This is a genomic window from Pseudomonas sp. FeN3W (assembly GCA_030263805.2).
GTDB classification, from domain to species: domain Bacteria; phylum Pseudomonadota; class Gammaproteobacteria; order Pseudomonadales; family Pseudomonadaceae; genus Stutzerimonas; species Stutzerimonas stutzeri_G.
Window position 1 is genome coordinate 975,677 of record CP136010.1, and the last position, 26,945, is coordinate 1,002,621.

23 protein-coding genes are annotated in these 26,945 nt (G+C 65.0%); 12 read left to right on the top strand and 11 right to left on the bottom strand.

Annotated features, from left to right (window positions below; all coding sequences use genetic code 11):
- Positions 1–61 precede the first annotated feature (61 nt).
- The 3 genes from P5704_004395 to pdeM all read left to right on the top strand — a co-directional run bounded on the left by P5704_004395 (position 62) and on the right by pdeM (position 5,799).
- Positions 62–1,771, top strand: a complete 1,710-nt coding sequence (locus tag P5704_004395) for an ATP-dependent DNA ligase (GenBank protein ID WOF79740.1) — start codon at positions 62–64, stop codon at positions 1,769–1,771.
- 712 nt (positions 1,772–2,483) lie between these two features.
- Complete coding sequence (locus tag P5704_004400) at positions 2,484–5,078, top strand: ligase-associated DNA damage response DEXH box helicase (protein ID WOF79741.1); 2,595 nt, start codon at positions 2,484–2,486, stop codon at positions 5,076–5,078.
- Positions 5,079–5,109: 31 nt separating this feature from the next.
- Positions 5,110–5,799, top strand: coding sequence for a ligase-associated DNA damage response endonuclease PdeM (gene pdeM / locus P5704_004405; GenBank protein ID WOF79742.1), 690 nt, complete (start codon positions 5,110–5,112; stop codon positions 5,797–5,799).
- On the opposite strand, the gene P5704_004410 is transcribed toward pdeM, so the two are convergent.
- Positions 5,777–6,010 carry a hypothetical protein gene (locus P5704_004410; GenBank protein ID WOF79743.1) on the bottom strand — a complete coding sequence of 78 codons (234 nt, stop codon included), beginning with the start codon at positions 6,008–6,010 and terminating at the stop codon, positions 5,777–5,779. The genes pdeM and P5704_004410 overlap by 23 nt on opposite strands.
- Positions 6,011–6,200: 190 nt before the next feature.
- On the opposite strand from P5704_004410, the gene P5704_004415 reads away from it, so the two are divergent.
- Entirely contained in the window at positions 6,201–7,535 is a 1,335-nt protein-coding gene (locus tag P5704_004415; protein WOF79744.1) for an erythromycin esterase family protein, read from the top strand.
- A gap of 3 nt (positions 7,536–7,538) precedes the next feature.
- Positions 7,539–8,222: a phosphoribosyltransferase family protein gene (locus P5704_004420; GenBank protein ID WOF79745.1), complete on the top strand. Its 684-nt coding sequence runs from the start codon at positions 7,539–7,541 to the stop codon at positions 8,220–8,222.
- 4 nt (positions 8,223–8,226) lie between these two features.
- On the opposite strand, the gene P5704_004425 is transcribed toward P5704_004420, so the two are convergent.
- From P5704_004425 to P5704_004455, 7 genes are all read right to left on the bottom strand, one after another.
- Complete coding sequence (locus P5704_004425) at positions 8,227–8,388, bottom strand: hypothetical protein (GenBank protein ID WOF79746.1); 162 nt, start codon at positions 8,386–8,388, stop codon at positions 8,227–8,229.
- A gap of 190 nt (positions 8,389–8,578) precedes the next feature.
- Entirely contained in the window at positions 8,579–9,118 is a 540-nt protein-coding gene (locus P5704_004430) for a DUF2058 domain-containing protein (protein WOF79747.1), read from the bottom strand.
- 279 nt (positions 9,119–9,397) lie between these two features.
- Positions 9,398–10,210 (bottom strand): nucleoside triphosphate pyrophosphohydrolase, encoded by an 813-nt coding sequence (gene mazG / locus P5704_004435; protein WOF79748.1) that lies wholly within the window; start codon positions 10,208–10,210, stop codon positions 9,398–9,400.
- 137 nt (positions 10,211–10,347) lie between these two features.
- Positions 10,348–12,591: a GTP diphosphokinase gene (gene relA / locus P5704_004440; protein WOF79749.1), complete on the bottom strand. Its 2,244-nt coding sequence runs from the start codon at positions 12,589–12,591 to the stop codon at positions 10,348–10,350.
- Positions 12,592–12,697: 106 nt separating this feature from the next.
- Positions 12,698–14,050, bottom strand: coding sequence for a 23S rRNA (uracil(1939)-C(5))-methyltransferase RlmD (gene rlmD / locus P5704_004445; GenBank protein WOF79750.1), 1,353 nt, complete (start codon positions 14,048–14,050; stop codon positions 12,698–12,700).
- An 83-nt stretch (positions 14,051–14,133) separates the two neighbouring features.
- On the bottom strand, positions 14,134–15,036 hold the full coding sequence (gene cysM, locus P5704_004450; protein WOF79751.1) for a cysteine synthase CysM: 903 nt from the start codon (positions 15,034–15,036) through the stop codon (positions 14,134–14,136).
- Positions 15,037–15,330: 294 nt separating this feature from the next.
- Complete coding sequence (locus P5704_004455) at positions 15,331–16,224, bottom strand: HTH-type transcriptional regulator ArgP (GenBank protein WOF79752.1); 894 nt, start codon at positions 16,222–16,224, stop codon at positions 15,331–15,333.
- Between the two features lie 140 nt (positions 16,225–16,364).
- Here P5704_004455 and P5704_004460 point away from each other — a divergent pair, with 140 nt between their 5' ends.
- From P5704_004460 to P5704_004480, 5 genes are all read left to right on the top strand, one after another.
- Complete coding sequence (locus P5704_004460) at positions 16,365–16,991, top strand: trimeric intracellular cation channel family protein (GenBank protein ID WOF79753.1); 627 nt, start codon at positions 16,365–16,367, stop codon at positions 16,989–16,991.
- Between the two features lie 92 nt (positions 16,992–17,083).
- Complete coding sequence (locus P5704_004465; protein ID WOF79754.1) at positions 17,084–19,840, top strand: response regulator; 2,757 nt, start codon at positions 17,084–17,086, stop codon at positions 19,838–19,840.
- Between the two features lie 71 nt (positions 19,841–19,911).
- Entirely contained in the window at positions 19,912–21,894 is a 1,983-nt protein-coding gene (gene mnmC, locus P5704_004470) for a bifunctional tRNA (5-methylaminomethyl-2-thiouridine)(34)-methyltransferase MnmD/FAD-dependent 5-carboxymethylaminomethyl-2-thiouridine(34) oxidoreductase MnmC (protein ID WOF79755.1), read from the top strand.
- A gap of 104 nt (positions 21,895–21,998) precedes the next feature.
- Positions 21,999–22,556, top strand: a complete 558-nt coding sequence (locus P5704_004475; protein WOF79756.1) for a DUF3365 domain-containing protein — start codon at positions 21,999–22,001, stop codon at positions 22,554–22,556.
- Positions 22,557–22,727: 171 nt separating this feature from the next.
- On the top strand, positions 22,728–23,483 hold the full coding sequence (locus P5704_004480; protein ID WOF79757.1) for a sulfite exporter TauE/SafE family protein: 756 nt from the start codon (positions 22,728–22,730) through the stop codon (positions 23,481–23,483).
- On the opposite strand, the gene P5704_004485 is transcribed toward P5704_004480, so the two are convergent.
- Complete coding sequence (locus P5704_004485) at positions 23,477–23,713, bottom strand: DUF1127 domain-containing protein (protein WOF79758.1); 237 nt, start codon at positions 23,711–23,713, stop codon at positions 23,477–23,479. The genes P5704_004480 and P5704_004485 overlap by 7 nt on opposite strands.
- A gap of 96 nt (positions 23,714–23,809) precedes the next feature.
- Between P5704_004485 and P5704_004490 the strand changes: the two genes are divergently transcribed.
- A complete protein-coding gene (locus P5704_004490) occupies positions 23,810–24,664 on the top strand; it encodes a LysR substrate-binding domain-containing protein (GenBank protein WOF79759.1) in 855 nt (284 codons plus the stop codon).
- Positions 24,665–24,676: 12 nt separating this feature from the next.
- Here P5704_004490 and P5704_004495 read toward each other — a convergent pair whose 3' ends face one another.
- Entirely contained in the window at positions 24,677–25,054 is a 378-nt protein-coding gene (locus tag P5704_004495; GenBank protein WOF79760.1) for a transcriptional regulator, read from the bottom strand.
- Positions 25,055–25,198: 144 nt separating this feature from the next.
- Between P5704_004495 and P5704_004500 the strand changes: the two genes are divergently transcribed.
- Positions 25,199–25,492, top strand: coding sequence for a hypothetical protein (locus P5704_004500; protein ID WOF79761.1), 294 nt, complete (start codon positions 25,199–25,201; stop codon positions 25,490–25,492).
- 16 nt (positions 25,493–25,508) lie between these two features.
- Here the strand turns inward: P5704_004500 and P5704_004505 are convergent, their stop codons facing one another.
- Positions 25,509–26,840 carry a DEAD/DEAH box helicase gene (locus P5704_004505; protein WOF79762.1) on the bottom strand — a complete coding sequence of 444 codons (1,332 nt, stop codon included), beginning with the start codon at positions 26,838–26,840 and terminating at the stop codon, positions 25,509–25,511.
- Positions 26,841–26,945 lie beyond the last annotated feature (105 nt).

The window sequence follows — 26,945 nt, forward strand, 5'->3', positions numbered from 1 at the left end:
GCTCCTGTAGCAGAGAGTTTGCTCGCGAACAGCCTGTCGCAGCGGATACAGGCGGGCCGAAATGAAAGCCTTCGCCACCCTCTATAGCCGCCTCGACGCCACCACCTCGAGCAACGCCAAGCTTGCGGCGATGCGCGACTACTTTCGCGACGCCGATCCGGCCGACGCCGCCTGGGCCGTCTATTTCCTGGCCGGCGGACGACCGCGCCAGCTGGTCCCGACCCGCGTGCTGCGGGAAACCGCGATGCAGGCCTCGGGCTTGCCGGAATGGCTGTTCGAGGAAAGCTACCAAGCGGTCGGCGACATGGCCGAGACCATCTCGCTGCTGATGCCCGAGGCCGAACACAGCTCCGAGGACGGGCTGGCAGTGTGGATGCAGGACAAGCTGCTGCCCCTACGCGGGCTGCCGCCGGAAGAACTGGCCGAGCGCCTGCCTGCACTCTGGGCACAGCTGGATCGGCTGAGCCTGATGGTCTGCATCAAGCTGATCACCGGCGCCTTCCGCGTTGGCGTCTCGAAGCTGCTGGTCACCCGCGCGCTGGCCTCGCTGGTCGATCTCGACCCCAAGCGCGTCGCGCAACGGCTGGTGGGCTATACCGACCTGTCGCATCGCCCCAGCGCCGAGGGCTACCGCGCACTGGTCGCCGACGAATCCGAACACGAGCACGCCCAGCGCGGCGGCCAGCCCTACCCGTTCTTTCTCGCCCATCCGCTGCAGGCGCCGGTCGAAGCGTTCAACACCCTGCTCGGCGCGCCGGACGACTGGTTCATCGAATGGAAGTGGGACGGGATCCGCGCCCAGCTGGTCAAGCGTGACGGGCAGATGTGGGTCTGGTCGCGCGGAGAGGAGCTGGTCAGCGAGCGTTTTCCCGAGTTGTGCGAGCTGGCTGGCTGCCTGCCGGACGGCACGGTGATCGATGGCGAAATCCTGGTCTGGAAGCACGCGCCCGGCGAGCCGGCGACCGAACTCTTCGAGCAGCCAGACCGCGATGATGGCGACGCAACCCAACGCTTCGGCGTACAGCCCTTCGCCCTGTTGCAGCAGCGTATCGGCCGCAAGAACCTGACCGCCAAGGTCCTGCAGGACGCCCCGGTGGCAGTGCTCGCCTACGACCTGCTGGAATGGCAGGGCGAGGATTGGCGGCAGCGCGAACACCGCGAACGCCGGCAGCAGCTCGAAACGGTGATCGGGCAATGCCCCAACCCGCGCCTGATGCTCTCGCCGCTGGTAACCGGCAGCGACTGGGCCGATCTGGCCCGCCAGCGTGAAGCCTCTCGCGCCTTGGGCGTCGAGGGCATGATGATCAAGGCGCGCGCCGCCCAGTATGGCGTCGGCCGCACCAAGGACGTGGGCCTCTGGTGGAAATGGAAGATCGATCCGTACTCGGTCGATGCCGTGCTGATCTACGCCCAGCGCGGCCATGGCCGCCGCGCCAGCCTTTATACCGACTACACCTTTGCCGTCTGGGACGGCGAGCCGGGCGATCCCGAACGCAAACTGATGCCCTTCGCCAAGGCCTATTCCGGGTTGACCGACGAGGAGATGCGCAAGGTCGACGCCATCGTGCGCAAGACCACCGTGGAGAAATTCGGCCCGGTGCGCAGTGTTACCCCGACGCTGGTGTTCGAACTCGGCTTCGAAGGCATCGCCGCCAGCAGCCGACACAAGAGTGGTATCGCCGTGCGCTTCCCGCGCATGTTGCGCTGGCGCCTCGACAAGCCGGTGGATGAAGCCGATACCCTGGAGACGCTGAAGGAATTGCTGGGATGAAATTGCAATGCCTGGCGCCCACCGAGTCCAAACATCCCTCACCCCAGCCCTCTCCCAGAGGGAGAGGGCGCCATAGCGGTGCGGCTGCGAGCCGCGGCGTCAGACGACTGGACGGTGTATTCCCTGCCTCGGCGTCAACGGGGACGAATGCGCGGGGAAGCGTTGCTGAATCCGTACCCAACCCGTCCTCACCCCAGCCCTCTCCCAGAGGGAGAGGGAGCCATGGCGGTGCGGCTGCGAGCCGCGGCGTTAGACGGCTGGGCGGTGTATTCCCTGCCTCGGCGTCGGCGGGGACGCGAGTACGGGGAAGCGTTGCTGAATCCGTACCCAATCCGTCCTCACCCCAGCCCTCTCCCAGAGGGAGAGGGAGCCATAGCGGTGCGGCTGCGAACCGGGGCGTCAGGCGGCTGGACGGTGTATTCCCTGCCTCTGCGTCAACGGGGACGCGAGTGCGGGGAAGCGTTGGTGAATCCGTGCCCAACCTGCCCTTGCCCCGGCCCTATTCTGAAGGGAGAAGGGGCCACAGCCGTGCGGCCTCGCGCGAAACGTCAGGCCCGCTGAGTAATCGCCACCCTCTCCCTGAGGGAGAGGGGCTGGGGGTGAGGGGGAAGACGGGTCACTGGGCGTCAGCGAGTTCACGCCGCCCGTCGCCGGCACACTACACGGGAGCACCTCTCGCCCCCGCCAACATCACGTCCCGGCAGCACCGCCAATGAGTGATACAACCGATCTCCTGGGTGAACGCTGGTTCGCCAGTCGGGGCTGGCAGCCCTTTCCCTTTCAGCGCGAAGTCTGGCAAGCGGTCGATCGAGGTGAATCCGGCCTGCTCCACGCCACGACAGGTTCGGGCAAGACCTACGCCGTCTGGCTTGGCGCGCTCAATCGCTTGGCTTGCGCCTCGGCCGCGAAACACGGCGTTAGTGCATCGGACAAACCCACCCCGCTGACCGTCCTCTGGATCACCCCCATGCGCGCCCTGGCCGCCGATACCGCACGCGCGCTGCAAGCCCCGCTGGACGATCTGGAAATCCACTGGAACATCGGTCTGCGCACCGGCGACACCAGCAGCGCTGAGCGCGCGCGGCAGGGGCGGCGGCTGCCCAGCACACTGGTCACCACACCGGAAAGCCTCACGCTGCTGCTGACCCGTGCCGATGCGCATCAGGCCTTCGCTGGGCTGCGCATGCTGGTGGTGGACGAGTGGCATGAGCTGCTGGGCAACAAGCGCGGCGTGCAGCTGCAACTGGCGCTGGCACGGTTGCGCCAGTGGATGCCGGAGCTGATCGTCTGGGGCTTGTCGGCCACCCTGGGTAACCAGCCCCATGCGCTGGAGGTGCTGCTGCACCCAGGCAACGGCAGGCTGGTGCAAGGCAAGGTCGACAAGCACCTGCGCGTCGATACCCTGCTGCCGCCAAGCATCGAGCGCTTCCCCTGGGCCGGCCATCTCGGCCTGCGCATGCTGCCGCAGGTGGTCGAGGAGATCGATTCGGCAGCCACCACACTGGTCTTCACCAACACCCGTTCGCAGTCGGAAATCTGGTATCAGGCGCTGCTGGATGCGCGACCGGACTGGGCCGGGCTGATCGCCCTGCACCACGGCTCGCTGGCGCGCGAGGTACGCGACTGGGTCGAGCAGGGCCTCAAGCAGGGCGCGCTCAAGGCGGTGGTCTGCACCTCGAGCCTCGATCTCGGGGTCGATTTCCTGCCAGTCGAGCGGGTGCTGCAGATCGGCTCGCCAAAAGGCGTGGCGCGGCTGATGCAGCGTGCCGGGCGTTCCGGGCATGCGCCGGGGCGCACCTCGCGGGTCACCCTGGTGCCGACTCATAGCGTGGAAGTGATAGAAGCCGCAGCCGCCCAGGTGGCCATCGCCGAGCGCCGCATCGAGGCCCGCAGCGCACCGCAGCACCCCCTCGATGTACTGGTGCAGCACCTGGTCAGCATGGCGCTGGGCGGCGGCTTCCGCCCGGATGAGCTGTTCGCCGAAGTGCGGCAGGCCTGGTCCTATAGAGAATTGACCGACGAACACTGGCAGTGGGCGCTGGCCTTCGTTCGCCATGGCGGGCATTCGCTGACCGCCTACCCGGATTACCAGCGCGTCGAACCGGACGAAACCGGCCTGTGGAAAGTGCCCAGTCGCCGCGTGGCACTGCGTCATCGCATGAGCATCGGCACCATCGTCAGCGACGCCAGCCTGACGGTGAAGTTCTGGGCCAAGGGCGGCAGCGGGCGTTCGCTGGGCAGCATTGAGGAAGGCTTCATCGCACGCCTGCGCCCGGGCGACAACTTCCTCTTCGGCGGTCGCCTGCTGGAACTGGTGCGGGTCGAGAACATGACCGCTTACGTCAATCGCGCCTCCGGCAAAAAAGCGGCCGTACCGCGCTGGAACGGCGGTCGCATGCCGCTATCCAGCGAGCTGGCCGATGCCGTGGTCGAACAGCTCGGCGCCGCCTCGCGCGGGCAGTTCACCACATCCGAAATGCGCCTGGTCGAACCGCTTCTTCGCGTGCAGATGGACTGGTCGGCGCTGCCTAGCGAAACCACGCTGCTGGCCGAGGTGATGAAGTCGCGCGAAGGCTGGCATCTGTTCCTCTACCCCTTTGCCGGTCGCCATGTGCATCTGGGGCTGGCCAGCCTGCTGGCCTGGCGCATGGCCAGGCATCGACCGCTGACCTTCTCCATCGCGGTCAACGATTACGGTTTCGAGCTGCTCTCGGCAACCGAAGTGGACTGGCTGTCCTGGCTGACGCCGGAGTTTTTCAGCGAAGACAACCTGCTGCACGACGTGCTCGCCAGCCTCAACGCCGGTGAGCTGGCGCGCCGCCGGTTCCGTGAAATCGCGCGCATCGCAGGCTTGGTATTTTCCGGCTACCCCGGTGCGCAGAAGAGCGCGCGTCAGCTGCAGGCTTCCAGTGGGCTGTTCTTCGACGTCTTCCGCCAATACGACCCGGCCAATCTGTTGCTGACCCAGGCCGAAGAAGAAGTGCTGCGCCAGGAGCTGGAAGTCGAGCGGCTGCAGCAGACACTGAAGCGCCTGCAGCAACGACAGTTGGACATTCACCAGGTCAAACGCACCACGCCCCTGGCGTTCCCGTTGATGGTCGAGCGCTTTCGCGAAAGCATGACCTCGGAAAAACTGGCCGACCGCATCCGCCGCATGGTGGCAGAGCTGGACAAGGCTGCCGGCCCCGGCGGTTACCAGCCCGAGCCGCAATCGACGATCGCTGTGGAGCGCGACGCCCCACGTCCACGCAAGCCGCGCGCACGCAAGGACGGCACGCCGCGCACGAAGAAGGCCAAACCCGCCTGATGAACCGAAACACAGCACGCACCGACGGATCATGAACGCCTATCAGCCCATCGAACTGGCCGGCACCACACTCTGGCTGCTCGCGGAAAAGGCCGTCTACTGGCCTGAGCAGCAGGCATTGCTGATAGCGGATATCCATTTCGGCAAAGCCGCAGCCTATCGTCGCCTCGGCCAGCCGGTGCCCCATGGCACCACCGACGCCAACCTGCGCCAGTTGGACGATCTGCTGGCGCGGTATGCCTGCCGCCAGCTGATCTTTCTCGGTGACTTCCTGCATGCGCCGGAGTCCCGTGCACCCTCCACGCTGGCCCGCCTGGCCGAATGGCGTGCGGAACATGCACAACTCGCCATCACCCTGGTGCGCGGCAACCACGACCGCCGTGCAGGCGACCCGCCGGCGGAGCTCGGCATCGAGGTGGTGAGCGAGCCGCTGCTGCTCGGCCCGTACGCGCTGCAGCACGAACCGCAACCGCACCCCAGCCACCACGTGCTGGCCGGCCACGTTCACCCCGCCTTCCCGCTACAGGGGCGTGGGCGCCAGCGGCTGCGCCTGCCGTGCTTCTGCATCGGCGAACGGCTCAGCCTGCTGCCAGCCTTCGGCAGCTTCACCGGCACGATGACGGTGGCAACCGAAGACAACTGGCGAATCTATGTGGTGGGAGATGGAGAAGTGTGGCCGGTGGCGCGCCAGGCGTCGGTCAGGCCTGGGAAATACCGGTGATGGTGATGCCGTAGCGCTCGGCCAGACGTGTGGCGGGGGTGTCCTCCAGATCGGGATCGTGTTCATGTTCGATCTCCTGATCCGGATAGAGCTCCTCCGCCTTGCGCGTCACCAGTTCGACCGCGTCGTCGATGTCCGGCTGGTGTTCGGAGTCGATCTTCAGCATCGCAGTGTTGCCGTCTTTGTTGTACGTAATGATCCAGGTCGTCATGGAATACCCCTCGCCTTAAAGAAACCCGTGTGAACGTAATAACGCCATTTTTGGTTTTTGTAAGTTTTTAGACCCATCCGGCGTCGGCAGTTCGGTCCCTCACTTCAAAGTTAGCAGCTTTAATTGCATTGCCAGGAACAACCAGGCGGACGCCCGGTCATCCGTATTCAAACAGCATGGAGTCGGGAACATGAATGCCTCGCCTCTGCCCGTTGCCGAACCGTCCGAAGAGCAGTTGGTGACCTTGCTGCGCCAGCACGCCGAGCCGCTGCCCGCGCCGGACGATCCGCACTTCGCCGATGCCTTCGAACGCTTCGCCGACGCGCGGGTGGTGCTGATCGGTGAAGCCAGCCACGGCACTTCCGAGTTCTACCGCGCCCGGGCCGCGATCACCCAGCGCCTGATCGAGCGCCATGGTTTTTCCATCGTGGCGGTCGAGGCGGACTGGCCCGACGCGGCGCGAATCGACTGCTACTGTCGCCAGCGAGAACCGGTCGCCTGGAGCGAGGATGCCTTCAAGCGTTTCCCGACCTGGATGTGGCGCAATCGCGAAGTCGAGGCTTTCGTCCGCTGGCTGCGCGAGCACAATGCGACGCTGGATGTTTCACGGCGCGTCGAGTTTCGCGGCCTGGACGTCTACAGCCTAGGCAGCTCGATCCGCGAAGTGCTGCGTTACCTCGACCGCATCGACCCCGAGGCCGCAGCGGATGCACGCCAGCGCTATGGCTGCCTGAGCCCCTGGCAGGAAGACCCGGCGGTCTATGGCCGCAACGTCATGCTTGGCCAGCCAACCTGCGAAAAGGCGGTGATCGAACAGTTGCAGGCCCTGCTCGCCCAACGCCTCGAGTACATCGGCCAGGATGGCGAACGGTTCTTCAACGCCGAACGCAACGCGCGAGTGGTACTGGCCGCGGAGAGCTACTACCGGGCCATGTACCGCGGCTCGGGCGAATCCTGGAACCTGCGCGACCGCCACATGTTCGACACCCTGCGGGCCCTGCTCGACCATCGCGGGCCAAACGCCAAGGCGGTGGTCTGGGCGCACAACTCGCATATCGGCAATGCGGCGGCGACCTCGATGGGCTGGGGTGGCGATTTCAACATCGGCGAACTCTGCCGCACCGCCTTCGGTCGCGACGCGGTGCTGATCGGCATGGCGACCGATCGCGGCGAAGTGGCGGCGGCGGACAACTGGGACGAGCCGATGCGAATCAAGCAGGTCATCCCGTCACGACCGGACAGCTGGGAGCAGCTCTTTCTGCGCGCCGGCGTGCCGGCCTCGCTGACCGACTGGCGTGATGATCGCGGCGAATTGCGCGAGGCGCTCAGCCACCCGCGGCTGGAGCGCGCGATCGGTGTCATCTACCGGCCGCTGACCGAGCGGCAGAGCCACTACTTCCGCGCCATCCTCGCCGAGCAGTTCGATGCGTTGATCTGGCTGGAACAGACGCAGGCGGTAACGCCCATCGGTCCGCAGGAGATCGACCCGAGCGACGTACCGGATACCTACCCGTTCGGAGAGTGAGCCATGCGCACGTTCGCTCAGCAAAGTCATCTGTTCAGGGACCGCCAGCATGCCGGGCAGGAATTGGCCGAAGCCCTGCTGCCCCTGGCGGACGAGCATCCACTGATCCTCGCCCTGCCGCGCGGCGGCGTGCCAGTGGCGTTCGAGGTCGCCCGGTCGTTGAAGGCCCAGTTGGACCTGGTGCTGGTACGCAAGATCGGCGCGCCGGGCAACGAGGAGCTGGCGCTCGGCGCGGTGGTCGATGGCGCCCAGCCGCAATGGGTCGTCAATCAGGGGTTGCTGCGCCAAATCGACCCACCGGAGAGCTGGTTCGACGAGGAAATGCAGCGCCAACTGGCGGAGCTGGAGCGCCGCCGCCGGCAGTACTGCGGCAAGCGGCCAGCGCCCGTGGTGGCGGAACGTCTGGTGATCGTGGTGGATGACGGCATCGCCACCGGCGCCACCGTTCGTGCCGCGCTCAAGGGCCTCGCGCGCGCCGGCGCCAGACGCCTGGTGCTGGCGATCCCGGTGGGCCCGCGGGAAGTCATCGAGGCCCTGCGCGAGGAAGTCGACGAGGTGGTCTGCCTAGCGATGCCCGAGCCGTTCATCGGCGTCGGGCTGCACTACGCCAATTTCGACCAGACCAGTGACGAGCAGGTCATCGACCTGCTGCAGCGCGCCGCCGGCTTCGTCGAAACCGGCGGTTGATGGTTCAGGCCACCGGCGCTGGCGGCGGCTGGTCCGGTACGGTGGGTTCGCCCGGCTCGTTGGGCAGGTCCGGTACGCCCGGCTCCTCCGGATCGCCCGGCACGCCTCCGGCGTGCCAGCCCCCGCTTTGCGCAGCGTGGCTGAATCGAATCGACTGAATGCCCATATATCGCCCTCCACACATGGCCCGCGGTTGCGGGCAGTTGTGCAATAGAGGGCGAACGGCGCGCTTTCTATCCAGCCTTTGGTCGGACACGACCGAAAACGGCGCGCTGACGGGGAAAAGCCGGTGCGCGGAGCGCAAGCGCGAATGCCTTGTAGGGTGCGCTACGCGCAGCACGGTGCGAGCGGAAGGCTTACCACATCAGGTCGTCGGGCACCTGGTAGGCAGCGTACGGATCATCGGCATCCGGCTCTTCGGTGCGGGTATTGAGCTGCACCACGCGCTGCGGGTCGCGCTCCTGGATCTTCAGCGCGGCCTCGCGCGGAATGACCTCGTAGCCGCCGCCATGGCGAACGATGGCCAGCGAACCACTGGCCAGCTTGTCGCGCATCAGCTTGTTGACCGACAGGCGCTTGACCTTCTTGTCGTCGACGAAGTTGTAGTAGTCCTCGGTGGTCAGCTTGGGCAGGCGGCTGGTCTCGATCAATTGTTTGATCTGCGCCGCACGGGCCTTCTGTTCGGCCTTTTGCTGCTGCTGGCGGTTCAGCTCCTGATCGCGGGCGAGCTTCTCGGCTTGGGCTTTCAGCGCCGCCTCGCGCTGCGAATCGTCCTTCTCGACCTGGCCTTTCTTCTCCAGGCGCTGCTGCTTCTGTTTCTGCTTGACGGCCTGCTTGGCCTGCTTTTCGTTGACCAGTCCGGCTTTGAGCAACTGGTCACGGAGGGAAAGACTCATGTTTCGGCTCGTCTCGTCGTGAATTCGAATTGGGCGTAGGGTGGATCGCGCTTCATCGATCCACCGAGCGGGATTGTGGTGGATGTGAAAAGCGACATCCACCCTACGAAGCTGCGCTGCAAGCTGCAAGCTGCAAGCTGCAAGCTGCAAGCTGCAAGCTGCAAGCTGCAAGCTGCAAGCTGCAAGCTGCAAGCTGCAAGCTGCAAGCTGCAAGCGAATCAGCGTGGCTGCTCGACTCCGCTTCTGCTCGGCTTTTTCTTACCACTTGTGGCTTGTGGCTTATAACTGCTTCTTGGCCTTCTCCCAGAGCGCATCGAGTTCCTCGAGATCGCAGTTCTCGATGGGCCGCTCGGCGTCGCGCAAGGCCTGCTCGATGAAGCGAAAGCGCCGCTCGAACTTGCCGTTGGCCGCACGCAGGGCGTTTTCCGGATCGACCTTGAGGTGGCGGGCCAGATTGACCACCACGAACAGCAGATCACCCAACTCTTCGGCGATGGCCTGCGGGTCGCTCTCGCTCATCGCCTCCAGTACCTCGCCGAGCTCCTCGCGCACCTTGTCCACCACGGGCAATGCCGCGGGCCAGTCGAAGCCGACCTGGGCGGCGCGCTTCTGCAGCTTGGCGGCCCGGCTGAGCGCCGGCAGCGCGCTGGGCACGTCATCGAGCAGCGACAGCTGTTCGGGGGCGGCGGCTTTCTCGGCACGCTCCTCGGCCTTGATCTCCTCCCAGCGCTGCTTGATCGCCGTTTCATCGAGGCGCGGCAGCTCCGGCGAGCCATACAGATCGCCATCAGGGAACACGTGGGGATGGCGACGGATCAGCTTGCGGGTGATGGCATCGACCACCGTGGCGAACTCGAAGCGCCCTTCCTCCTGGGCCAGCTGGCTGTAGTAGACGACCTGGAACAGCAGGTCACCCAGCTCACCGGGCAGATGATCGAAGTCGCCGCTCTCGATGGCATCGGCCACCTCGTAGGCTTCTTCCAATGTGTGCGGCACGATGCTCGCGTAGTCCTGCTGCAGGTCCCACGGACAACCATGCTGCGGATCGCGCAGCCGGGCCATCAGGTGCAGGAGGTCGTTGAGTTGGTACATGACAAGTCCTGGAGCTGGAAGCTGGAAGCTGGAAGCTGGAAGCTGGAAGCTGGAAGCTGGAAGCCAATGTGCGAGGCAGCGACTCACACCGGTCAAGCTTTTTCTTCCAGCTTCAGGCTTCCAGCTTATAGCTGCTTTTATGTCGCCCTCTGTCGCTTGGCCTCGATGATGTTGGGCAACTGGGAAATCCGGCTCAGCAGCCGGCCGAGGGCGTTCAGCCCGGGGATCTCGATGGTCAGCGTCATCTGCGCGGTGCTGTCTTCCTTGTTCGAACGGGTGTTCATCGACAGCACGTTGATCCGCTCGTTGAGCAGCATCTGCGAGATGTCGCGCAACAGCCCGGCGCGGTCGTAGGCGCGGATCATGATCTCTACCGGATAGGTCTTCTCCGGCACCGGACCCCAGCTGACCTGGATGATCCGCTCCGGCTCACGCCCGGCCAACTGCAGCACCGACGGGCAGTCCTGGCGATGGATGCTGACGCCGCGGCCGAGGGTGATGTAGCCGACGATGGGGTCGCCCGGCAGCGGCTGGCAGCAGCCGGCCATCTGCGTCAGCAGGTTGCCCACGCCCTGGATCTGCACATCGCCGCGCTTGCCCGGCTTGTGCGGCGCCGAGCGCCGCGGGATCAATTCCAGCTGGTCGTAACCGCGCTCCGGCTCGACCAGTTGCTGCGCCATGTTGATCAGATGCGCCAGGCGCAGGTCGCCGGCGCCCAGCGCGGCGAACATGTCTTCGGCGTTCTTCAGGTTGGTCTTTTCCGCCAGCTTGTCGAAATCCACCGGCGGCAGGTCCAGGCGACCCAGCTCGCGCTCCAGCAGCGCCTTGCCGGCGGCGACGTTCTGGTCGCGCGCCTGCAGCTTGAACCAGTGGACGATCTTCGCCCGCGAGCGCGAGGTGGTGATGTAGCCCAGGTTGGGGTTCAGCCAGTCGCGGCTCGGCGAGCCGTGCTTGCTGGTGATGATCTCCACCTGCTCGCCGGTCTGCAGGCTGTAGTTGAGCGGCACGATACGCCCGTTGACCTTGGCGCCGCGGCAGTTGTGGCCGATCTCGGTGTGCACCCGGTAGGCGAAGTCCAGCGGCGTGGCGCCCTTGGGCAGGTCGATGGCATGGCCGTCCGGGGTGAACACATAGACCCGGTCCGGCTCGATGTCGACGCGCAGCTGGTCGGCCAGGCCGCCGATGTCGCCCAGTTCCTCGTGCCATTCGAGCACCTGGCGCAACCAGGCGATCTTCTCCTCGTAGTGGTCGGAGCCGGAATTGACGTCGGTGCCCTTGTAGCGCCAGTGCGCGCAGACGCCCAGCTCGGCCTCCTCGTGCATCGCATGGGTGCGGATCTGCACCTCCAGCACCTTGCCCTCCGGGCCGATCACCGCGGTGTGCAGCGAGCGGTAGCCGTTCTCCTTGGGGTTGGCGATGTAGTCGTCGAATTCTTTGGGAATGTGCCGCCAGAGCGTATGCACGATGCCCAGCGCGGTGTAGCAGTCGCGCACCTCCGGCACCAGCACGCGCACCGCGCGCACGTCGTAGATCTGGCTGAACTGCAGGCCCTTCTTCTGCATCTTGCGCCAGATGGAATAGATGTGCTTGGCGCGGCCGTCAATGTCCGGCTGGATACCGGTCGCGGTCAGCTCGTCCTTGAGTTGCTGCACGACGTTCTGAATGTACTGTTCACGATCGAGGCGACGCTCGTGCAAGAGCTGGGCGATCTGCTTGTACTGCTCGGGTTCGAGGTAGCGGAAGGACAGGTCCTCCAGCTCCCACTTGATATGGCCGATGCCCAGCCGATGGGCCAGCGGCGCGTAGATGTCGAAGACTTCGCGGGCGACACGCTGGCGCTTCTCATCGTCGGCCAGCTTCACCGCGCGGATGGCGCAGGTGCGTTCGGCGAGCTTGATCAGCGCGACGCGCACGTCGTCGACCATGGCCACCAGCATCTTGCGCAGGTTTTCCACCTGCGCCTGGGAACCGAGTACGAGGGATTCGCGGGGATTGAGACTGGCGCTGATCGCCGCCATGCGCAGCACGCCTTCGATCAACTTGGCCACCACCGGACCGAAGCGCTGGTTCACATCGGCGAGCTGGATCTTGCCTTCACGTACGCCGCGATAGATGACGGCTGCGACCAGACTGTCCTGATCCAGCTTGAGGTCGGCGAGGATCTCGGCGATCTCCAGGCCGATCTGGTAGCTGGAGGTGCCTTCACTCCAGAGGTTCTGCGCCGCATTGGCCTGCTGTTCCGCCTCGCGGGCAAACTCGCAGGCCTCCTTAAGAGCCGCGCGGTCGAGTGCCGGGTCCATCCCCAGCACATGATCGAGCCAGCCATCCAGGTTGATACTGCCGTCCGTATTGATCGGCTGAAGCGCTCTGACCTGTACCATCTAAACCTTCCCTTCTGCGCAGCTACTGCGCCATGAACGCCGGCATTCTGCGTGCCGGTCGGTTGAACCACAGGCAATTCGCCTGTCAAGAATGCAGCGCCGGGCGTTAACCCCGCTCGAACAACGCCATGGCCTCGACGTGAGCCGTCTGCGGGAACATGTCCAGCACACCCGCACGCTTCAGACGAAACCCCTGGCTGGCCAGCTCGCGCGCATCGCGCGCCAGAGTGGCGGGATTGCATGAAACATAGACCACGCGCTGCGCTTTCAGCTTCGACATTTGTCGAACGATTTCCAGCGCGCCGTCACGCGGCGGATCGAGCATCACCGCGGCAAAACCCTTGCGCGCCCAGGGGGCGTCAGCCAGCGGCTTCGACAAGTCGGCCCGATAAAAGTGCGCGTGCGCCAGAGCATTGCGCCGGGCATTTTCCTGCGCCCGCGTCACCATCGCCTCGACACCCTCGACACCCACCACTTGAGCGCCCGAGCGCGCCAGCGGCAGGCTGAAATTACCCAGCCCGCAGAACAGGTCAAGCACGGCCTCATCCTTGCCAGCGCCCAGCCATTCCAGCGCCTGAGCGACCATCGCCTCGTTGACCGGCGCGTTGACCTGAACGAAATCCCCCGGGCGCCAGGCCAGCTCCAGATCCCAGGCATCCAGTCGGTAAGCCAGCGTCGCCGCGGGATCGTCCGGCTCAGGCTCGCCTGCACCCTGCCACCAGAGCTGCGCTCCATGGGCGGTAGCGAAGCTGCGCAGACGTGCTACGTCTGTTTCCGGCAGGACCGCAGTGTGGCGAATCAGCACCGCCTCGGCCGTGCCGCTGAAAAGCTCGACGTGGCCGATAGCCTGCGGCTTGCTCAGATCACGTAACGCGGCCAGCAATGCCGGCAGCAGCGATTGCAAAGGCTGTACCAGAACCGGGCATTCGCGGATGGAGACGATTTCCTGACTGGAGCTGGCGCGAAAACCGATGTCCAGGCACTTGTTCTTGACGTCCCAGCGCACCGCCAGCCGGGCACGGCGGCGATAGCCGAAGGCCGGCCCCACCAGCGGTTCGGCCCAGACCTCCGGTTGCAGATCGGCCACCCGTGCGAGCTGTTCGGCCAGCGTGTGCTGTTTCAATGCAAGCTGATCGGCAACGGGCGCATGCTGCAGGTTGCAGCCGCCACACAGACGGGCATGAGGACAAGGTTCTACCTGGCGCTGCGCACTGGCCTGAAGCACACGCTCGCAGCGCGCCTCGACGATCTGGCTGCGCGCGGCCAGCACGCGCGTCTCGACCTCTTCGCCAGGCAGTGCACCTTCGACGAACCAGGTGCGCCCCTCGATGAAGGCGATGCCCCGCCCGTCATTGGCCAACCGCTCGATATTCAGGCGCTGCTTCTTGCCGACCGGCACTTGCGGCTTGCGCTCGCCGCCGCTGGGTTGAAAGCGCAGAGCGCCGCTACGTTTGGCCATCAGCTGAAACCTGCGCTGTTCTGTTCGTTGAAAATGTCATGGCGACGCAATGCGGCGCACGGAGCGCGCCGCCAATAAGCCAGTCAATTGGGCGCGTCATACACGCCGGTAGACAGATAACGGTCGCCACGGTCGCAGATGATCGCCACGATCACCGCATTCTCGACCTCCTGCGACAGGCGCAGCGCGGCAGCCACGGCACCACCGGAGGACACGCCGCAGAAGATGCCTTCTTCACGGGCCAGACGGCGCATGACCTGTTCGGCCTCGGCCTGCGACATGTCGACGACGCGGTCGACGCGCTCGACCTGATAGATCTTCGGCAGGTATTCCTGCGGCCAGCGACGGATGCCGGGGATGGCCGCGCCCTCCATCGGCTGCAGGCCGACGATCTGCACCGCGGCGTTCTGCTCCTTGAGGTAGCGCGAGACGCCCATGATGGTCCCGGTGGTACCCATGGAGCTGATGAAATGGGTGATGCTGCCGTGAGTCTGCCGCCAGAGTTCCGGCCCCGTACTGTTGTAGTGCGCCTCGGGGTTGTCGCCATTGGCGAACTGGTCGAGCACCTTGCCGCGGCCCTCGGCCTGCATCTTCAGCGCCAGGTCGCGGGCGCCTTCCATGCCCTCTTCCTTGCTCACCAGAATCAGCTCGGCGCCGTAGGCGGTCATCGCCGCCTTGCGCTCGGCCGTGGAGTTGTCCGGCATGATCAGGACCATCCGGTAGCCCTTGATCGCCGCCGCCATGGCCAGCGCGATCCCGGTGTTGCCGGAAGTCGCCTCGATCAGCGTGTCGCCGGGATGGATGTCGCCGCGCAGCTCGGCACGGTTGATCATCGACAGCGCCGGGCGATCCTTGACCGAACCGGCCGGATTATTGCCCTCGAGCTTGACCAGAATGGTATTGCTGGTCTTACCCGGCATCCGCTGCAGACGAACCAGCGGGGTGTTGCCGATGCAATCGGCAATGGTCGGATAGTGTGTAGTCATGGCGTCGCACGGCAGCGGAAAAGGTCGCCATGATACCGGCAACGCTCGCCGACGGGCAGACCGTGTAGCCGAAGCGGCCATATGCCCAGCCACCAAACGCAGTCGGGCACATGTAGGTTGGGTTGAGCGCAGCGAAGCCCAACGCGACGATGCATCAGGCGGCGCATCCGTCATTCCGTTGCCTTTCTGTTGCATGAAGCCTGCATACATGGCCTTGGGCTGCGTGGTATGCGCTGTTGGGCTTCGGCGCTGCGCGCCTCAACCCAACCTACGCGAGCGTGCGGCCCGAGCCGATCATGGCCGCGCGAGGATCTTCGGCGCTGCCTCGATGATCTGCCGCGAAAGGTGCTCCATACGCGGCGATTGCACCTTCCAAGTGTGCCAGTACAGGGCAATTTCCAGCGGTTCGTCGACCGCCAGATCGACCACCTCGCCAGTCTGCAACGCATCATGCAGCAACAGTTCCGGCACCATTCCGTACCCCAGCCCGTAGCGAATCGCACTGAAATGCGGTTCGGCACCGGGGACGAAATGACAGGGATAGGCGCCTTCCGGCAGCCCGAAGCGGCGCAGCAGGAACGACGACTGCAGGGTGTCCTTGCGCGTGTAGGCGACCACCGGCGCCTTGCGCGCCGCGTTGCGGGTCAGTCCGTTGGCAAAGTGCTTCTGCCGGAATTCGCTGGATGCCACCAGTCGGTAGCGCATGCTGCCCAGCGGGCTGGCCGTGCAGCCACGCATCGGCTTGGGCTCGGTGCTGATGCAACCGATCGCCAGCCCCGTCTCCAGCAGGCTGTAGGTGTGATCCTGGTCCTCGACGGTGAGATCGAGCAAAACCCGCTCGCGGATCAGCACCTCGGCCAGCGCTGGAAAGAACCAGGTCCCCAGGCTGTCGGCATTGAGTGCCGCGACCACGACCAGCGGCGCATCGCTACGCTCGGCGAGGTCCGCCAGCAGATCGGCCTCGAGCAAGGTGGCGCGTTTGAGGTACTGCAGCAGGCGCTGTCCGGTTTCGGTGGGTCGGCAGGGCCGGCTGCGCACGACCAGCGCGCTGCCCAGCGCACTCTCCAGTGCGCGTACCCGCTGTGAAATCGCCGGTGGCGTCAGGTGCAGGCGCTGCGCAGCCTGTTCGAAGCTGCCGGTACGGATCACCGTGCGAAACGCTTCGGTCTGCTTCGGATCGAGATTCATGCGGCGTGTCGATTAAGAAAATGTTTGGATGGCCTAAAAATACTTAGCCAAGACAAATTTAACCAGCATTGCTCCATAATCGCGCACCCCTTGCTGCAGCGCCCCACCGGCGTGCAGCCCAGCCCGTCCGGAGTATCGTCGTGGAACTGCTGCACACCATCTACCTGATCGCCATCACGGCCGAAGCCATGTCCGGCGCCATCATGGGCATGCGCCGCGGCATGGACCTGTTCGGCATCTGCCTGCTCGGCACCGTGACGGCGCTGGGTGGCGGCACCGCGCGGGATGTGCTGCTCGGCCATTATCCGGTCGGCTGGATCGCCCATCCGGAGTACCTCACCTTCACCATCGGCGCGGCCATCGTCACCGGCTTCATCGCCCGCCACCTGCATCATCTGCGCATGGTCTTCCTGCTGGTGGATGGCCTCGGCCTGGTGGCGTTCACCGTGATCGGCTGCGATGTGGCGATGGGCATGGGCGCGCACCCGTCCATAGTCGTACTGGCCGGCGTGATCACCGGCATCTTCGGCGGCCTGATGCGCGACGTGTTGTGCAACCAGGTGCCGATGGTGCTGCAGCGCGAGCTGTACGCCACCGTGGCGCTGTTCACCGGGGTGTTCTACGTCGGCATGCTGTGGCTGGAGATCAATACCACGCTGGCCACCCTGGCAGCGCTGGGCAGCGGTTTCCTGTTCCGCGTACTGGCGATGACCTTCCACTGGAAACTGCCGGACTTCAACGGTAAGGAAATCCGCGGCCTCGACTGAGGCTGGGACGCCAGGGCTAGACCTGACGTGCAGATTCCACCGAGCCGAGTCGCTACACTAGCGCGCTGCAATCCAGGATCGGTGGACGGACTGTGCTGAAAGACCTAGGAATTCGTGGCCGCGTGCTGATGCTGACGCTGCTGCCCAGCACCCTGCTGGCGGTGGTGCTCGGTGCCTACTTCACCTGGATGCAGCTGTCCGAGATGCGTCACCAGCTCGACGAGCGCGGCCAGCTGATCGCCGAGCAGCTGGCGCCACTGGCCGCGCCCGCCATGAATCTGGGCTACGACAAACGCCTGCAGCGCATCCTGACTCAGGTGCTGGATCAGGCCGACGTCCGCGCCGTGACCATCCTCGATCCCGAACGCGTCCAGCGCGTACATGCCGGCCCGCGCATGTTGACCCCGCCTCCGCCAGGCGACCCGGAGAGCCTGACCCGCGTCAGCAGCATGGACCACACGCGCATCCTCATGCCGGTGCTCAGCCGTCACCTCAACCTCGCCGACGAACCCCATGGGCCGGACGAAAAGCTGATCGGCTGGCTGGAACTGGAACTGTCGCACCACAACACGCTGCTGCGTGGCTATCGCAGCCTGCTGACCAGCCTGTTTCTGGTCGGTGCCGGGCTGATCATCACCGCCCTGCTGGCCCTGCGCATGAGCCGCGCCATCAGCCTGCCGCTGCAGCGTGTCAAAGGCGCCGTCGCGCAGCTCAAGGACGGCCACCTGGAAACACGCCTGCCACCACTGGGCAGTCACGAGATGGACGAACTCGCGTCCGGCATCAACCGCATGGCCGAGGCGCTGCTCAGCGCCCGTGAGGAACTGCAGCAGAGCATCGACCAAGCCACCGAGGACGTACAGCAGAACCTGGAAACCATCGAGATCCAGAACATCGAATTGGACCTGGCGCGCAAGGAGGCCCTGGAGGCCAGCCGGATCAAGTCCGAATTCCTCGCCAACATGAGCCACGAGATCCGTACGCCATTGAACGGCATCCTCGGCTTCACCCAGCTACTGCAGAAAAGCGACCTCACCCCGCGTCAGCAGGACTACCTGGGTACCATCGAGCAGTCCGCCGACAGCCTGCTCGGGATCATCAACGAGATCCTCGACTTCTCCAAGATCGAGGCCGGCAAGCTGGTGCTCGACAGCGTTCCCTTCAATCTGCGCGATCTGATCGAGGACACCCTGACCATCCTCGCCCCGGCTGCACACACCAAGCAGCTGGAGCTGGTCAGCCTGGTCTATCGCGACACGCCGCTGTCGCTGCTGGGCGATCCGCTGCGCCTCAAGCAGGTGCTGACCAATCTGATCAGCAACGCCATCAAGTTCACCAACGAAGGCACCATCGCCGTGCGCGCCATGGTCGAGGACGACAACGCCGATCGCGCCCAGCTGCGCATCAGCGTGCAGGACACCGGCATCGGCCTGACCGATCAGGACCTGCGCGCCCTGTTCCAGGCCTTCAGCCAGGCGGACAACTCCATGTCGCGCCAGCCAGGCGGCACCGGTCTCGGCCTGGTCATCTCCAAGCGCCTGATCGAACAGATGGGCGGCGAGATCGGTGTCGACAGCATCCCCGACGAAGGCTCCGAGTTCTGGATCAGCCTCAGCCTGCCGAAAGCGCGGGACGACATCGAAGACCTGCCGCATCCTGCCTTGCAGGGCCGGCGGATCGCATTGCTGGAGCAGCACCCGCTGGCCCGTCAGGCCTTGCAGCATCAGCTGGAAAGCCTCGGCCTCGAAGTGCATACCTTCGATACGCTTGATCAGATGCAGGAAACCATCGACGCTCAACGCCAGAGCAGCCAGCTGATCGACCTCGCCGTGCTCGGCGTCACCGGCCGCGAAATCGAACCGGACGCCCTCAGCCGACGCCTGATGGAAATCGAGGCGCTCGGCTGCAAATGCGTGGTGCTTTGCCCGACCACCGAGCAGGGCCACTACCACGACGCCCTCCCGGAAGCCCACAGCTATACCCAGCTGCAGGGCAAACCCGCCTGCACGCGCAAGCTGCAACGCGTACTGGTGGCGCTGGTACGCCCCAACCAAAGCTACCCGGAACCCACCGCGACGGCACCCGACCGTGCGGCGCGCGTGCTCTGCGTGGATGACAATCCGGCCAACCTGCTGCTGGTGAAAACCCTGCTCGGCGATATGGGCGCCGAAGTCGTTGCGGTGGATAACGGCCCGGCCGCGCTGGAAGCGGTCAAGCAGCATGCCTTCGACCTGGTCCTGATGGACGTGCAAATGCCCGGCATGGACGGCCGGCAAACCACCGAAGCCATCCGTCACTGGGAGCACACCAGCAATAGTTCGCCGCTGCCGATCATCGCGCTCACCGCCCATGCGCTGGCGAACGAGAAACGCTCGCTGCTACAGAGCGGCATGGACGACTACCTGACCAAGCCGATCAGCGACCGGCAGCTGGCCCAGGTGGTGTTGAAGTGGACCGGCCTGGCCCTGCGCAGCCAGCCGCAGCGCGCGCTGGAGCCGCCGAAACAGGCTGAACCGAGCCTGAAAGTGCTGGATGAGGAAGAAGGCCTGCGCCTGGCGGCAGGCAAGGCCGATCTCGCCGATGACATGCTCGGCATGCTGCTGCAGTCACTGGAAGGCGACCGCCGAACCATTCGCGAAGCCCGCCAGGCAGGTGATCGCCAGGCGCTGATCGAGCGCGTGCACCGCCTGCATGGCGCCACCCGCTATTGCGGCGTGCCGCAGCTGCGCAATGCCTGCCAGCAGAGCGAGACGCTGCTCAAGCAGAACCATCCGGACAGCGAGGCCGCGCTCGACGAGCTGGACGCCGCCATCGGCCGACTGGAGCAGCAAATCCAGGTCGACGGCTGATCGACCGCGCCGGGTGCGTCATCTGCACCCGGCGATTCCCATCGCGTTGCCCCGCCCTTTCAGGAACCACCATGAACGACCGCCCCGCTTCCGACGCCTTCCAGCATGCCGAACTCGACTGGGACGAGAACGGCCTGCCGCAATCTCGCCAGTACGGCGACGTGTACTTCTCCCGGGCCAGCGGCCTGGCCGAGACCGAACATGTGTTCCTCACGCAGAACGATCTGCCCCAGCGTTTCGCCGCGCTACAGGGCAACCGGCGCCTGGTGATCGGTGAAACCGGCTTCGGTACCGGGCTGAACTTTCTCTGTGCGTGGCATCTGTTCGAGCGCGTGGCCGACCCGCAGGCGCGGCTGCACTTCATCAGCGTCGAGAAGCACCCGCTGACCCGCGAGGACCTGCAGCGTGCACTGGCGCTGTGGCCGGAGCTGGAGCAGCAGTCCGAGCAGCTGCTGCAGCAGTACGTGGCGCTGAATCCGGGCTATCAGCGTTTCGTCTTCGCTGGCGGCCGCGTGGTGCTGACCCTGCTGATCGGCGACGTGCTCGAATGCTTGCCGAGCCTGGATGCGCAGGTCGATGCCTGGTTCCTCGACGGCTTCGCCCCGGCGAAGAATCCGCAGATGTGGCAACCGGCGCTGTTCGCCGAGCTGGCCAGACTTTCCGCGCCCGACGCAACGCTGGGCACGTTTACCAGCGCCGGCTTCGTGCGGCGCGGCCTGATCGAGGCAGGCTTCGACATGCAGCGGATACCCGGCTACGGCCACAAACGCGAGATTCTGCGCGGGCGCCTGCGAGCACCCGGCACCCGCGTTTCGGACAAGCCCTGGTTCGCTCGCCCGGGCTATGCGACGGCCGAACGTCGCGCGGTGATCATCGGCGCGGGACTGGCAGGCTGCGCGACGGCCGCATCGCTGGCTGCCCGCGGCTGGAAGGTGACAGTCCTCGAACGCCACGCCGCGGCGGCGCAGGAAGGCTCGGGCAACCCGCAGGGCGTGCTCTACCTCAAGCTTTCTGCCCACGGCACCGCACTGTCGCGGCTGGTGGTCAGTGGTTTCAGCTATACACGCCGGCTGCTGAGCAATCTGCAAGCAGGCCAGGACTGGCAGGCATGCGGTGTACTGCAACTGATCTACGACGACAAGGAGCGCGAACGCCAGGCCGAGTTGGCGACGGCCTTTCCGGCCTCGTTGGTCCATCCGCTGTCGCGCGAAGCCGCTGAAGCGCTGGCCGGGGTTGCCCTGCCCGAGGGCGGATTGTTCTATCCCGACGCCGGCTGGGCCAACCCACCGGCGCTATGCCAGTGGCTGCTGCAGCGACCGGGAGTCGAGCTGCTCAAGTACCATGATGCGCTCGAACTGCGCCGCAACGGACAATCCTGGCAGGTGCTGAGGGAACAAGCGCTGCTGGCCGAGGCGCCCGTGGTGATCCTGACCGGCGCGGCGGACGTCGCACGCTTCAGCCAGAGCGCCTGGCTGCCGCTCAAACGTATTCGCGGGCAGATTTCCTGCCTGCCGGCGACCGCCCAGAGCAGCCAGCTGGGTACCGTGCTGTGCGCCAAAGGTTACGTCGCTCCGCCCCGAAATGGCACGCACACGCTGGGTGCCAGCTTCAACTTCCAGCAGACCGACGATACCCCCAGCGTCGCCGAGCACCAGGCGAATCTGCAAATGCTCGAGCAGATTTCAGCGGATCTGTACCAGCGCCTGGCGGCGAACCCACAACGTACCGAGATGCTGGACGGGCGCGTGGCATTTCGCTGCACCAGCCCGGACTATCTGCCGTTGATCGGGCCACTGGCCGAGCCCGATGCATTCGCCGAAACCTATGCGGCGCTGGGCAAGAACGCCCGTCAGTCGCTGCACGCGCCCTGCCCGTGGCTCGACGGGCTCTACGTCAATACCGCTCACGGCTCGCGCGGCATGATCAGCGCCCCGCTGTCCGGCGAGCTGCTGGCAGCCTGGCTGGACGACGAACCATTGCCGCTGCCTCGGGACGTCGCCGAAGCCTGCCACCCCAATCGTTTCCTGCTGCGCAAGCTGATTCGCGGTACCTGAGACATTCCGGTGCCGGAGCCGCTGCCTACCGCAGGCAGTGGCTTGCATCGTGTGCCGCCTGCACCGATACTCCCCCCACTATATTTCACATTCTGGGAGGCATTATGAAATCACTGTCTTTGCTGACGCTCGGCTGGTTCGCATTGCAGGCCCACGCCGCACCTGACGTCGACACCGAACCGCTGCGCGGCGAGGCTGCCAGCCTGATTCCACCGTTCCAGCAGCAGCTGCTCGGCACGGTCAAGCAGGCCATGGCAGACGCTGGCCCGGCGGAAGCCGTGAAGGCATGCCGTCTTCTCGCGCCGGAAATCACCAGCCAGCATAGCCAGGCGCCCTGGCAGGTAGGCCGCACCGCGCTGAAGCTGCGCAATCCGGACAACGCGCCAGATGCCTGGGAGCGCTCGGTGCTGGAGCAGTTCGCCCAGCGTGCCGCCGCGGGTGAACCGATCGAGCAGCTCAAGCATGGTGAGGTTGTCGCAGGCGAGTACCGCTACATGCAGGCGATCGGCACCGCTGAAGCCTGCTTGGGTTGTCACGGGGAAAAGATCAAGCCGGAGCTGCTGGAGCTGATCGACCACCACTACCCGCAGGATCAGGCCCGTGGGTTTCGCGAGGGCGATCTGCGCGGCGCCTTCACCCTCAGTCGTGCCCTGCCACGCTGATAGGCCTTACACTTTGTCTGCGGGTGCGTGGCACCGCTGCGGCCGCCGTCCATCGCACGGAACACGCCAGCTCGGGCCTATCAACGATGGACGATGGAACGCTGACGACGGAGCACGCATGCAAACCGATACGGTCCCTACCATTCCCCTGGCATCCGGCAGCCTTGCCTGATGGACGTTCTACTGCTGGAAGCACTGGGAATCGGCCTCATTCTCGGCCTGTTGCTTGGCCTCACCGGCGCCGGTGGCTCGTTGGTCGCCCTGCCCCTGCTACTCAGCCTGCACCTGCCATTGCGCGATGCCATCGGCGTCAGCCTCGGTGCGGTGGCCATGTCCGCACTCATCGGCGCGATTCCGCGGGCGCGGCTCGGCCAGGTCGCCTGGCGCCCGGTCATGCTGCTGGCTGTCTGCGGCTTGCCGGGCAACGCTGCCGGTCAATGGCTCGGGCAGTTCATACCGGAGCGCGCACTGATCATCGGTTTCTGCCTGTTGGTGCTGTGGTCCGCCTGGCGCATGTGGCGCGGCGCCAACCTGCCGGCCAAGGAAAACGTCAAGGATCGACAGCTGGCGCTGCCGGGCATCGGCGTCGGCGTTGGCCTGCTCTCCGGGCTGATGGGTGTCGGCGGCGGCTTTCTCATCGTCCCGGCACTGCTCTGGTTCACCTCGCTATCGCTGCTCAGCGCCATGGCCACCTCGATGGCGGTGATCGCCGTCGTCAGCGGCGGTGGCTTCCTGCTCTACCTTACCGATGCCGAGCCACCACTACCGCTGCTCGGCGGCCTGGCGCTGGGCGGTGCCTTCGGCGTGCTGGCCGGTAACCGCCTGGCGCAATACCTCAACAGCAGTCTGCTGCAGCGCCTGTTCGCGCTCATGTTGGTCACCGTCAGCCTGTCGCTGGGGATTCAAAAGCTGGTGCTGGGTCACTGACGATCAGGGTTGTCCCAGAACGGCCGGCTCGCTTCCCATTCGATGTCGGCACGGCTGCGGCCGATGTCCTTGAGCATGTCGTCACCGAGCGCGGCCAGCTGGCGCCGTTGGCGTGCCAGTTCGTTCCAGCGCTGCAGCTTGTGCCAGGCCTGCAGCAGCAATCCCGGCGCGGGTGCTCGAAGTGCCTTCGGCAGATGGAAAGATCGCAAAGCGACTTTGTGCATGTTCATCACGACGCCCTCCAGTTGGGTTGGCGTCAGTCTCGCGCTCGGATTAAGATCAATCCAACGAATGTTCCTAATGCCTTGCATCTCGAGGATTGATGAATGGCCAACTACCCGAATATCGACACCGAGCTGCTGCGCAGCTTCGTGGCCATCGCTGACCACGGCGGTTTCACCCGTGCCGCAGCCGCGGTGAACCGCACCCAGTCGGCGGTGAGCATGCAGATGAAACGCCTGGAAGAGGATGTGTTGCAGCGTCCGCTATTCGAGCGCAACGGTCGGCAGGTCAGGTTTACTGCCGAGGGCCAGATACTGCTGGGTTACGCGCGGCGCATTCTCAAACTGCACGGCGAAGTCATGACCACCCTGCGCCAGCCACACATGGTCGGCGCGGTGCGCATCGGCACGCCGGACGATTACGTCATGCGTTTTCTACCCGGCATTCTTTCGCGCTTCGCCCAGGCGTATCCACTGGTGCAAGTCGAGGTGCATTGCGAGCCATCGACCCAGTTGTTGCAGCGACGGGATCTGGACCTGAGCATCGTCACCCGCGAACCGGGCACCGAGATTGGCCAGTTGCTGCGCCAGGAGCACGTCGTCTGGGCCGCCGCCCCGGGCTTCGACCTGCATGAGCATCGCCCCCTGCCGCTGGCAACGTTCAATACCGATTGCTTCTGTCGCGCCTGGGTATGCAATGCGCTGGATGCGCGGGAAATCGAGTACCGGATCGCCTATAGCAGCCCGAGCCTGTCGGCGATCATGGCGATCGTGGGTGCAGGATTGGCGCTGACCGCACAGCTGCAGAGCCTGATTCCTGCCGATCTGCAGATACTCGGTGAAAAGGAGGGCCTGCCGCGCCTGCCTCAGACCAGCATCGTGCTGCTGCGCAACCCGCAGCAGCAGTCGCCGGTCAGCGAAACGCTCGCCGGCTACATCGCCGATGGCTTTCGCCTGTAACGACAACGCCGGTCATGGGCGACCGGCCGCCATCTCGTCGAACACTTCCGGCACCAGCGCCGCATCGCCCTTGTCCGCCAGGTGCTGGCGCTGCGCCTCCTGCGGATCGTCGAGGATCGCCAGCAAACGCGAGCCGCGCTCGGTCAGGACGAAATTCTCGCCATTGCCGCCCTCCTCCTCGGGCCGCGAAACGATGAAGCCACCTTCGAATAGCAGACTTTCGTAATCGGCCGCTTCGGCACGCAGACTATCAAGATTCGGCATCGGCTGACCTTCACTTTCCATCTGCGTCGCATGTTCTTCGGCGTAGTGGCGTGGCTTGAAACTGTCATTGGCGCCGCGTTGAACTTCATGCAACAGGCGCTGGATAAGGCCCCAGTTATAGCTCATGGTCGTTCTCCCTCAGCAGATGTTCGCCTCGCGAATGAGGCGCCTACTGATTGGGACCGTTCACCATGGCGACCGGTTCGTTGTCTGAACTAAAGCGGCTGCGCTGCGATCCACCGTTCAGACCGATTGAACGAGGAGCGAGCCATGAAACTGCTGATGATTGCCCTGACCGCCGCCGCGCTGGCCAGCCCGACTGCGCACGCAGCGTGCACCCCGGACGAAGTGAATGCCAAGGCCGAACAGCTGGCCGAGCGCGTCAACCAGCTGACCGAGAGCAATCCGGAACGCGCCGAGGAGATAAATGAGGAGATTCGCCAGATGGAAGCCAAGCGCACCGCCGACCAGTTGGGCGACGAGTGCGAGGTCTATGACAAGCGTCTGAAACAGATCGAGGAAGCGGAACGCGAGGCAGATATGCCGGCTGACGCTCAGCGCTGAGGCTGAAGGCCGACGGTTACTCGGCCGTCGGCTTCTTGCGCTTGAGCGGTGCCATTCCATCCTGGCTCACCACCGGCGATGGTGACTCGCGCTTGGCGCCGTTCGGGCGCTTGCCCGCAGGTTTGGATTTCTTCTCGGTGCCTTTCTTCTTTTCGATCTTTTTCTTCTTGGTGCCAGCTGCCTTGCCCGACGCTTTAAGGTTCTTCGGGCCCATGTAGCTGCCTTTCAGCCCCTTGATCACCCGCCGCTCGAAACGCTGCTTGAGATAACGCTCGATGCTGGACATCAGGTTCCAGTCGTTGTGACAGATCAGCGAGATCGCCAGCCCTTCGCCACCGGCGCGCCCCGTACGACCGATACGGTGCACGTATTCGTCACCCGAGCGCGGCATGTCGAAGTTGATCACCAGATCCAGCCCTTCGATGTCCAACCCGCGCGCCGCCACGTCGGTCGCTACCAGCACCTTGACGCCGCCTTCCTTGACCCGGTCGATCGCCAGCTTGCGGTCTTTCTGGTCCTTATCGCCATGCAGCACGAACGCCTTCACGCCCTCGGCAACGAGCCGGCCGTAGAGGCGGTCGGCCTGTACGCGGGTGTTGGTGAAGATCACTGCCTTCTTGTACGTCTCGTTGGCGAGCAGCCAGTGCACCAACTTTTCCTTATGTTCGGTGTTTTCGGCAGTGATGATCTGCTGGCGCGTGCCTTCGTTGAGTTCGCTGACGCGGTTGAGCTGCAGGTGCAGCGGGTCGCGCAGCACGCTGGCGGTCATCTCGCGCAGCGCGGCGCCGCCACTGGTCGCGGAAAACAGCAGCGTCTGCTGGCGTTTGGCGCACTCGCCGACCAGACGCTGCACGTCCTCGGCAAAGCCCATGTCGAGCATGCGGTCGGCTTCGTCGAGGATCAGCATCTCGACATCCTTGAGGACCAGCGTGCCGGCATTAAGGTGCTCGATCATGCGCCCAGGCGTGCCGATGAGAATGTCCGGCACCTTGCGCATGACTGCGGCCTGGACCTTGAAGTCCTCGCCACCGGTAATCATCGCCGACTTGATGAAGGTGAATTGCGAGAAACGCTCGACCTCCTTCAGCGTCTGCTGCGCCAGCTCTCGGGTCGGCAACAGAATCAGCGCCCGAACATCGGTGCGCACCACGGCATCGCCAATCAGCCGATTGAGCATCGGCAGTACGAAGGCGGCGGTCTTGCCGCTGCCAGTCTGTGCCGTCACCCGCAGGTCACGCCCTTCCAGCGCCGGCGGAATGGCCGCCACCTGCACTGGAGTCGGCTCGACGAATTTGAGTTCGGCGACAGCCTTTAGCAGGCGTTCGTGCAGGGCGAATTGGTCAAACAAGGGAGCTACCTCGGAGGTCGAAAAAAACAATGGCATAGGGTAACTCGTCTGCCGGGCAAAGGCGCGTTCTGTAACGGTCGCCATGTTTTCCCAGGCAAACACAGG

Excerpts from the sequence above, each read along its gene's own strand:
- P5704_004395 (WOF79740.1), top strand. The coding sequence starts at position 62 with ATGAAAGCCTTCGCCACCCTCTATAGCCGCCTCGACGCCACCACCTCG.
- P5704_004400 (WOF79741.1), top strand. The coding sequence starts at position 2,484 with ATGAGTGATACAACCGATCTCCTGGGTGAACGCTGGTTCGCCAGTCGG.
- pdeM (WOF79742.1), top strand. The coding sequence starts at position 5,110 with ATGAACGCCTATCAGCCCATCGAACTGGCCGGCACCACACTCTGGCTG.
- P5704_004410 (WOF79743.1), bottom strand. The coding sequence starts at position 6,010 with ATGACGACCTGGATCATTACGTACAACAAAGACGGCAACACTGCGATG.
- P5704_004415 (WOF79744.1), top strand. The coding sequence starts at position 6,201 with ATGAATGCCTCGCCTCTGCCCGTTGCCGAACCGTCCGAAGAGCAGTTG.
- P5704_004420 (WOF79745.1), top strand. The coding sequence starts at position 7,539 with ATGCGCACGTTCGCTCAGCAAAGTCATCTGTTCAGGGACCGCCAGCAT.
- P5704_004425 (WOF79746.1), bottom strand. The coding sequence starts at position 8,388 with ATGGGCATTCAGTCGATTCGATTCAGCCACGCTGCGCAAAGCGGGGGC.
- P5704_004430 (WOF79747.1), bottom strand. The coding sequence starts at position 9,118 with ATGAGTCTTTCCCTCCGTGACCAGTTGCTCAAAGCCGGACTGGTCAAC.
- mazG (WOF79748.1), bottom strand. The coding sequence starts at position 10,210 with ATGTACCAACTCAACGACCTCCTGCACCTGATGGCCCGGCTGCGCGAT.
- relA (WOF79749.1), bottom strand. The coding sequence starts at position 12,591 with ATGGTACAGGTCAGAGCGCTTCAGCCGATCAATACGGACGGCAGTATC.
- rlmD (WOF79750.1), bottom strand. The coding sequence starts at position 14,050 with ATGGCCAAACGTAGCGGCGCTCTGCGCTTTCAACCCAGCGGCGGCGAG.
- cysM (WOF79751.1), bottom strand. The coding sequence starts at position 15,036 with ATGACTACACACTATCCGACCATTGCCGATTGCATCGGCAACACCCCG.
- P5704_004455 (WOF79752.1), bottom strand. The coding sequence starts at position 16,224 with ATGAATCTCGATCCGAAGCAGACCGAAGCGTTTCGCACGGTGATCCGT.
- mnmC (WOF79755.1), top strand. The coding sequence starts at position 19,912 with ATGAACGACCGCCCCGCTTCCGACGCCTTCCAGCATGCCGAACTCGAC.
- P5704_004475 (WOF79756.1), top strand. The coding sequence starts at position 21,999 with ATGAAATCACTGTCTTTGCTGACGCTCGGCTGGTTCGCATTGCAGGCC.
- P5704_004480 (WOF79757.1), top strand. The coding sequence starts at position 22,728 with ATGGACGTTCTACTGCTGGAAGCACTGGGAATCGGCCTCATTCTCGGC.
- P5704_004485 (WOF79758.1), bottom strand. The coding sequence starts at position 23,713 with ATGAACATGCACAAAGTCGCTTTGCGATCTTTCCATCTGCCGAAGGCA.
- P5704_004490 (WOF79759.1), top strand. The coding sequence starts at position 23,810 with ATGGCCAACTACCCGAATATCGACACCGAGCTGCTGCGCAGCTTCGTG.
- P5704_004495 (WOF79760.1), bottom strand. The coding sequence starts at position 25,054 with ATGAGCTATAACTGGGGCCTTATCCAGCGCCTGTTGCATGAAGTTCAA.
- P5704_004500 (WOF79761.1), top strand. The coding sequence starts at position 25,199 with ATGAAACTGCTGATGATTGCCCTGACCGCCGCCGCGCTGGCCAGCCCG.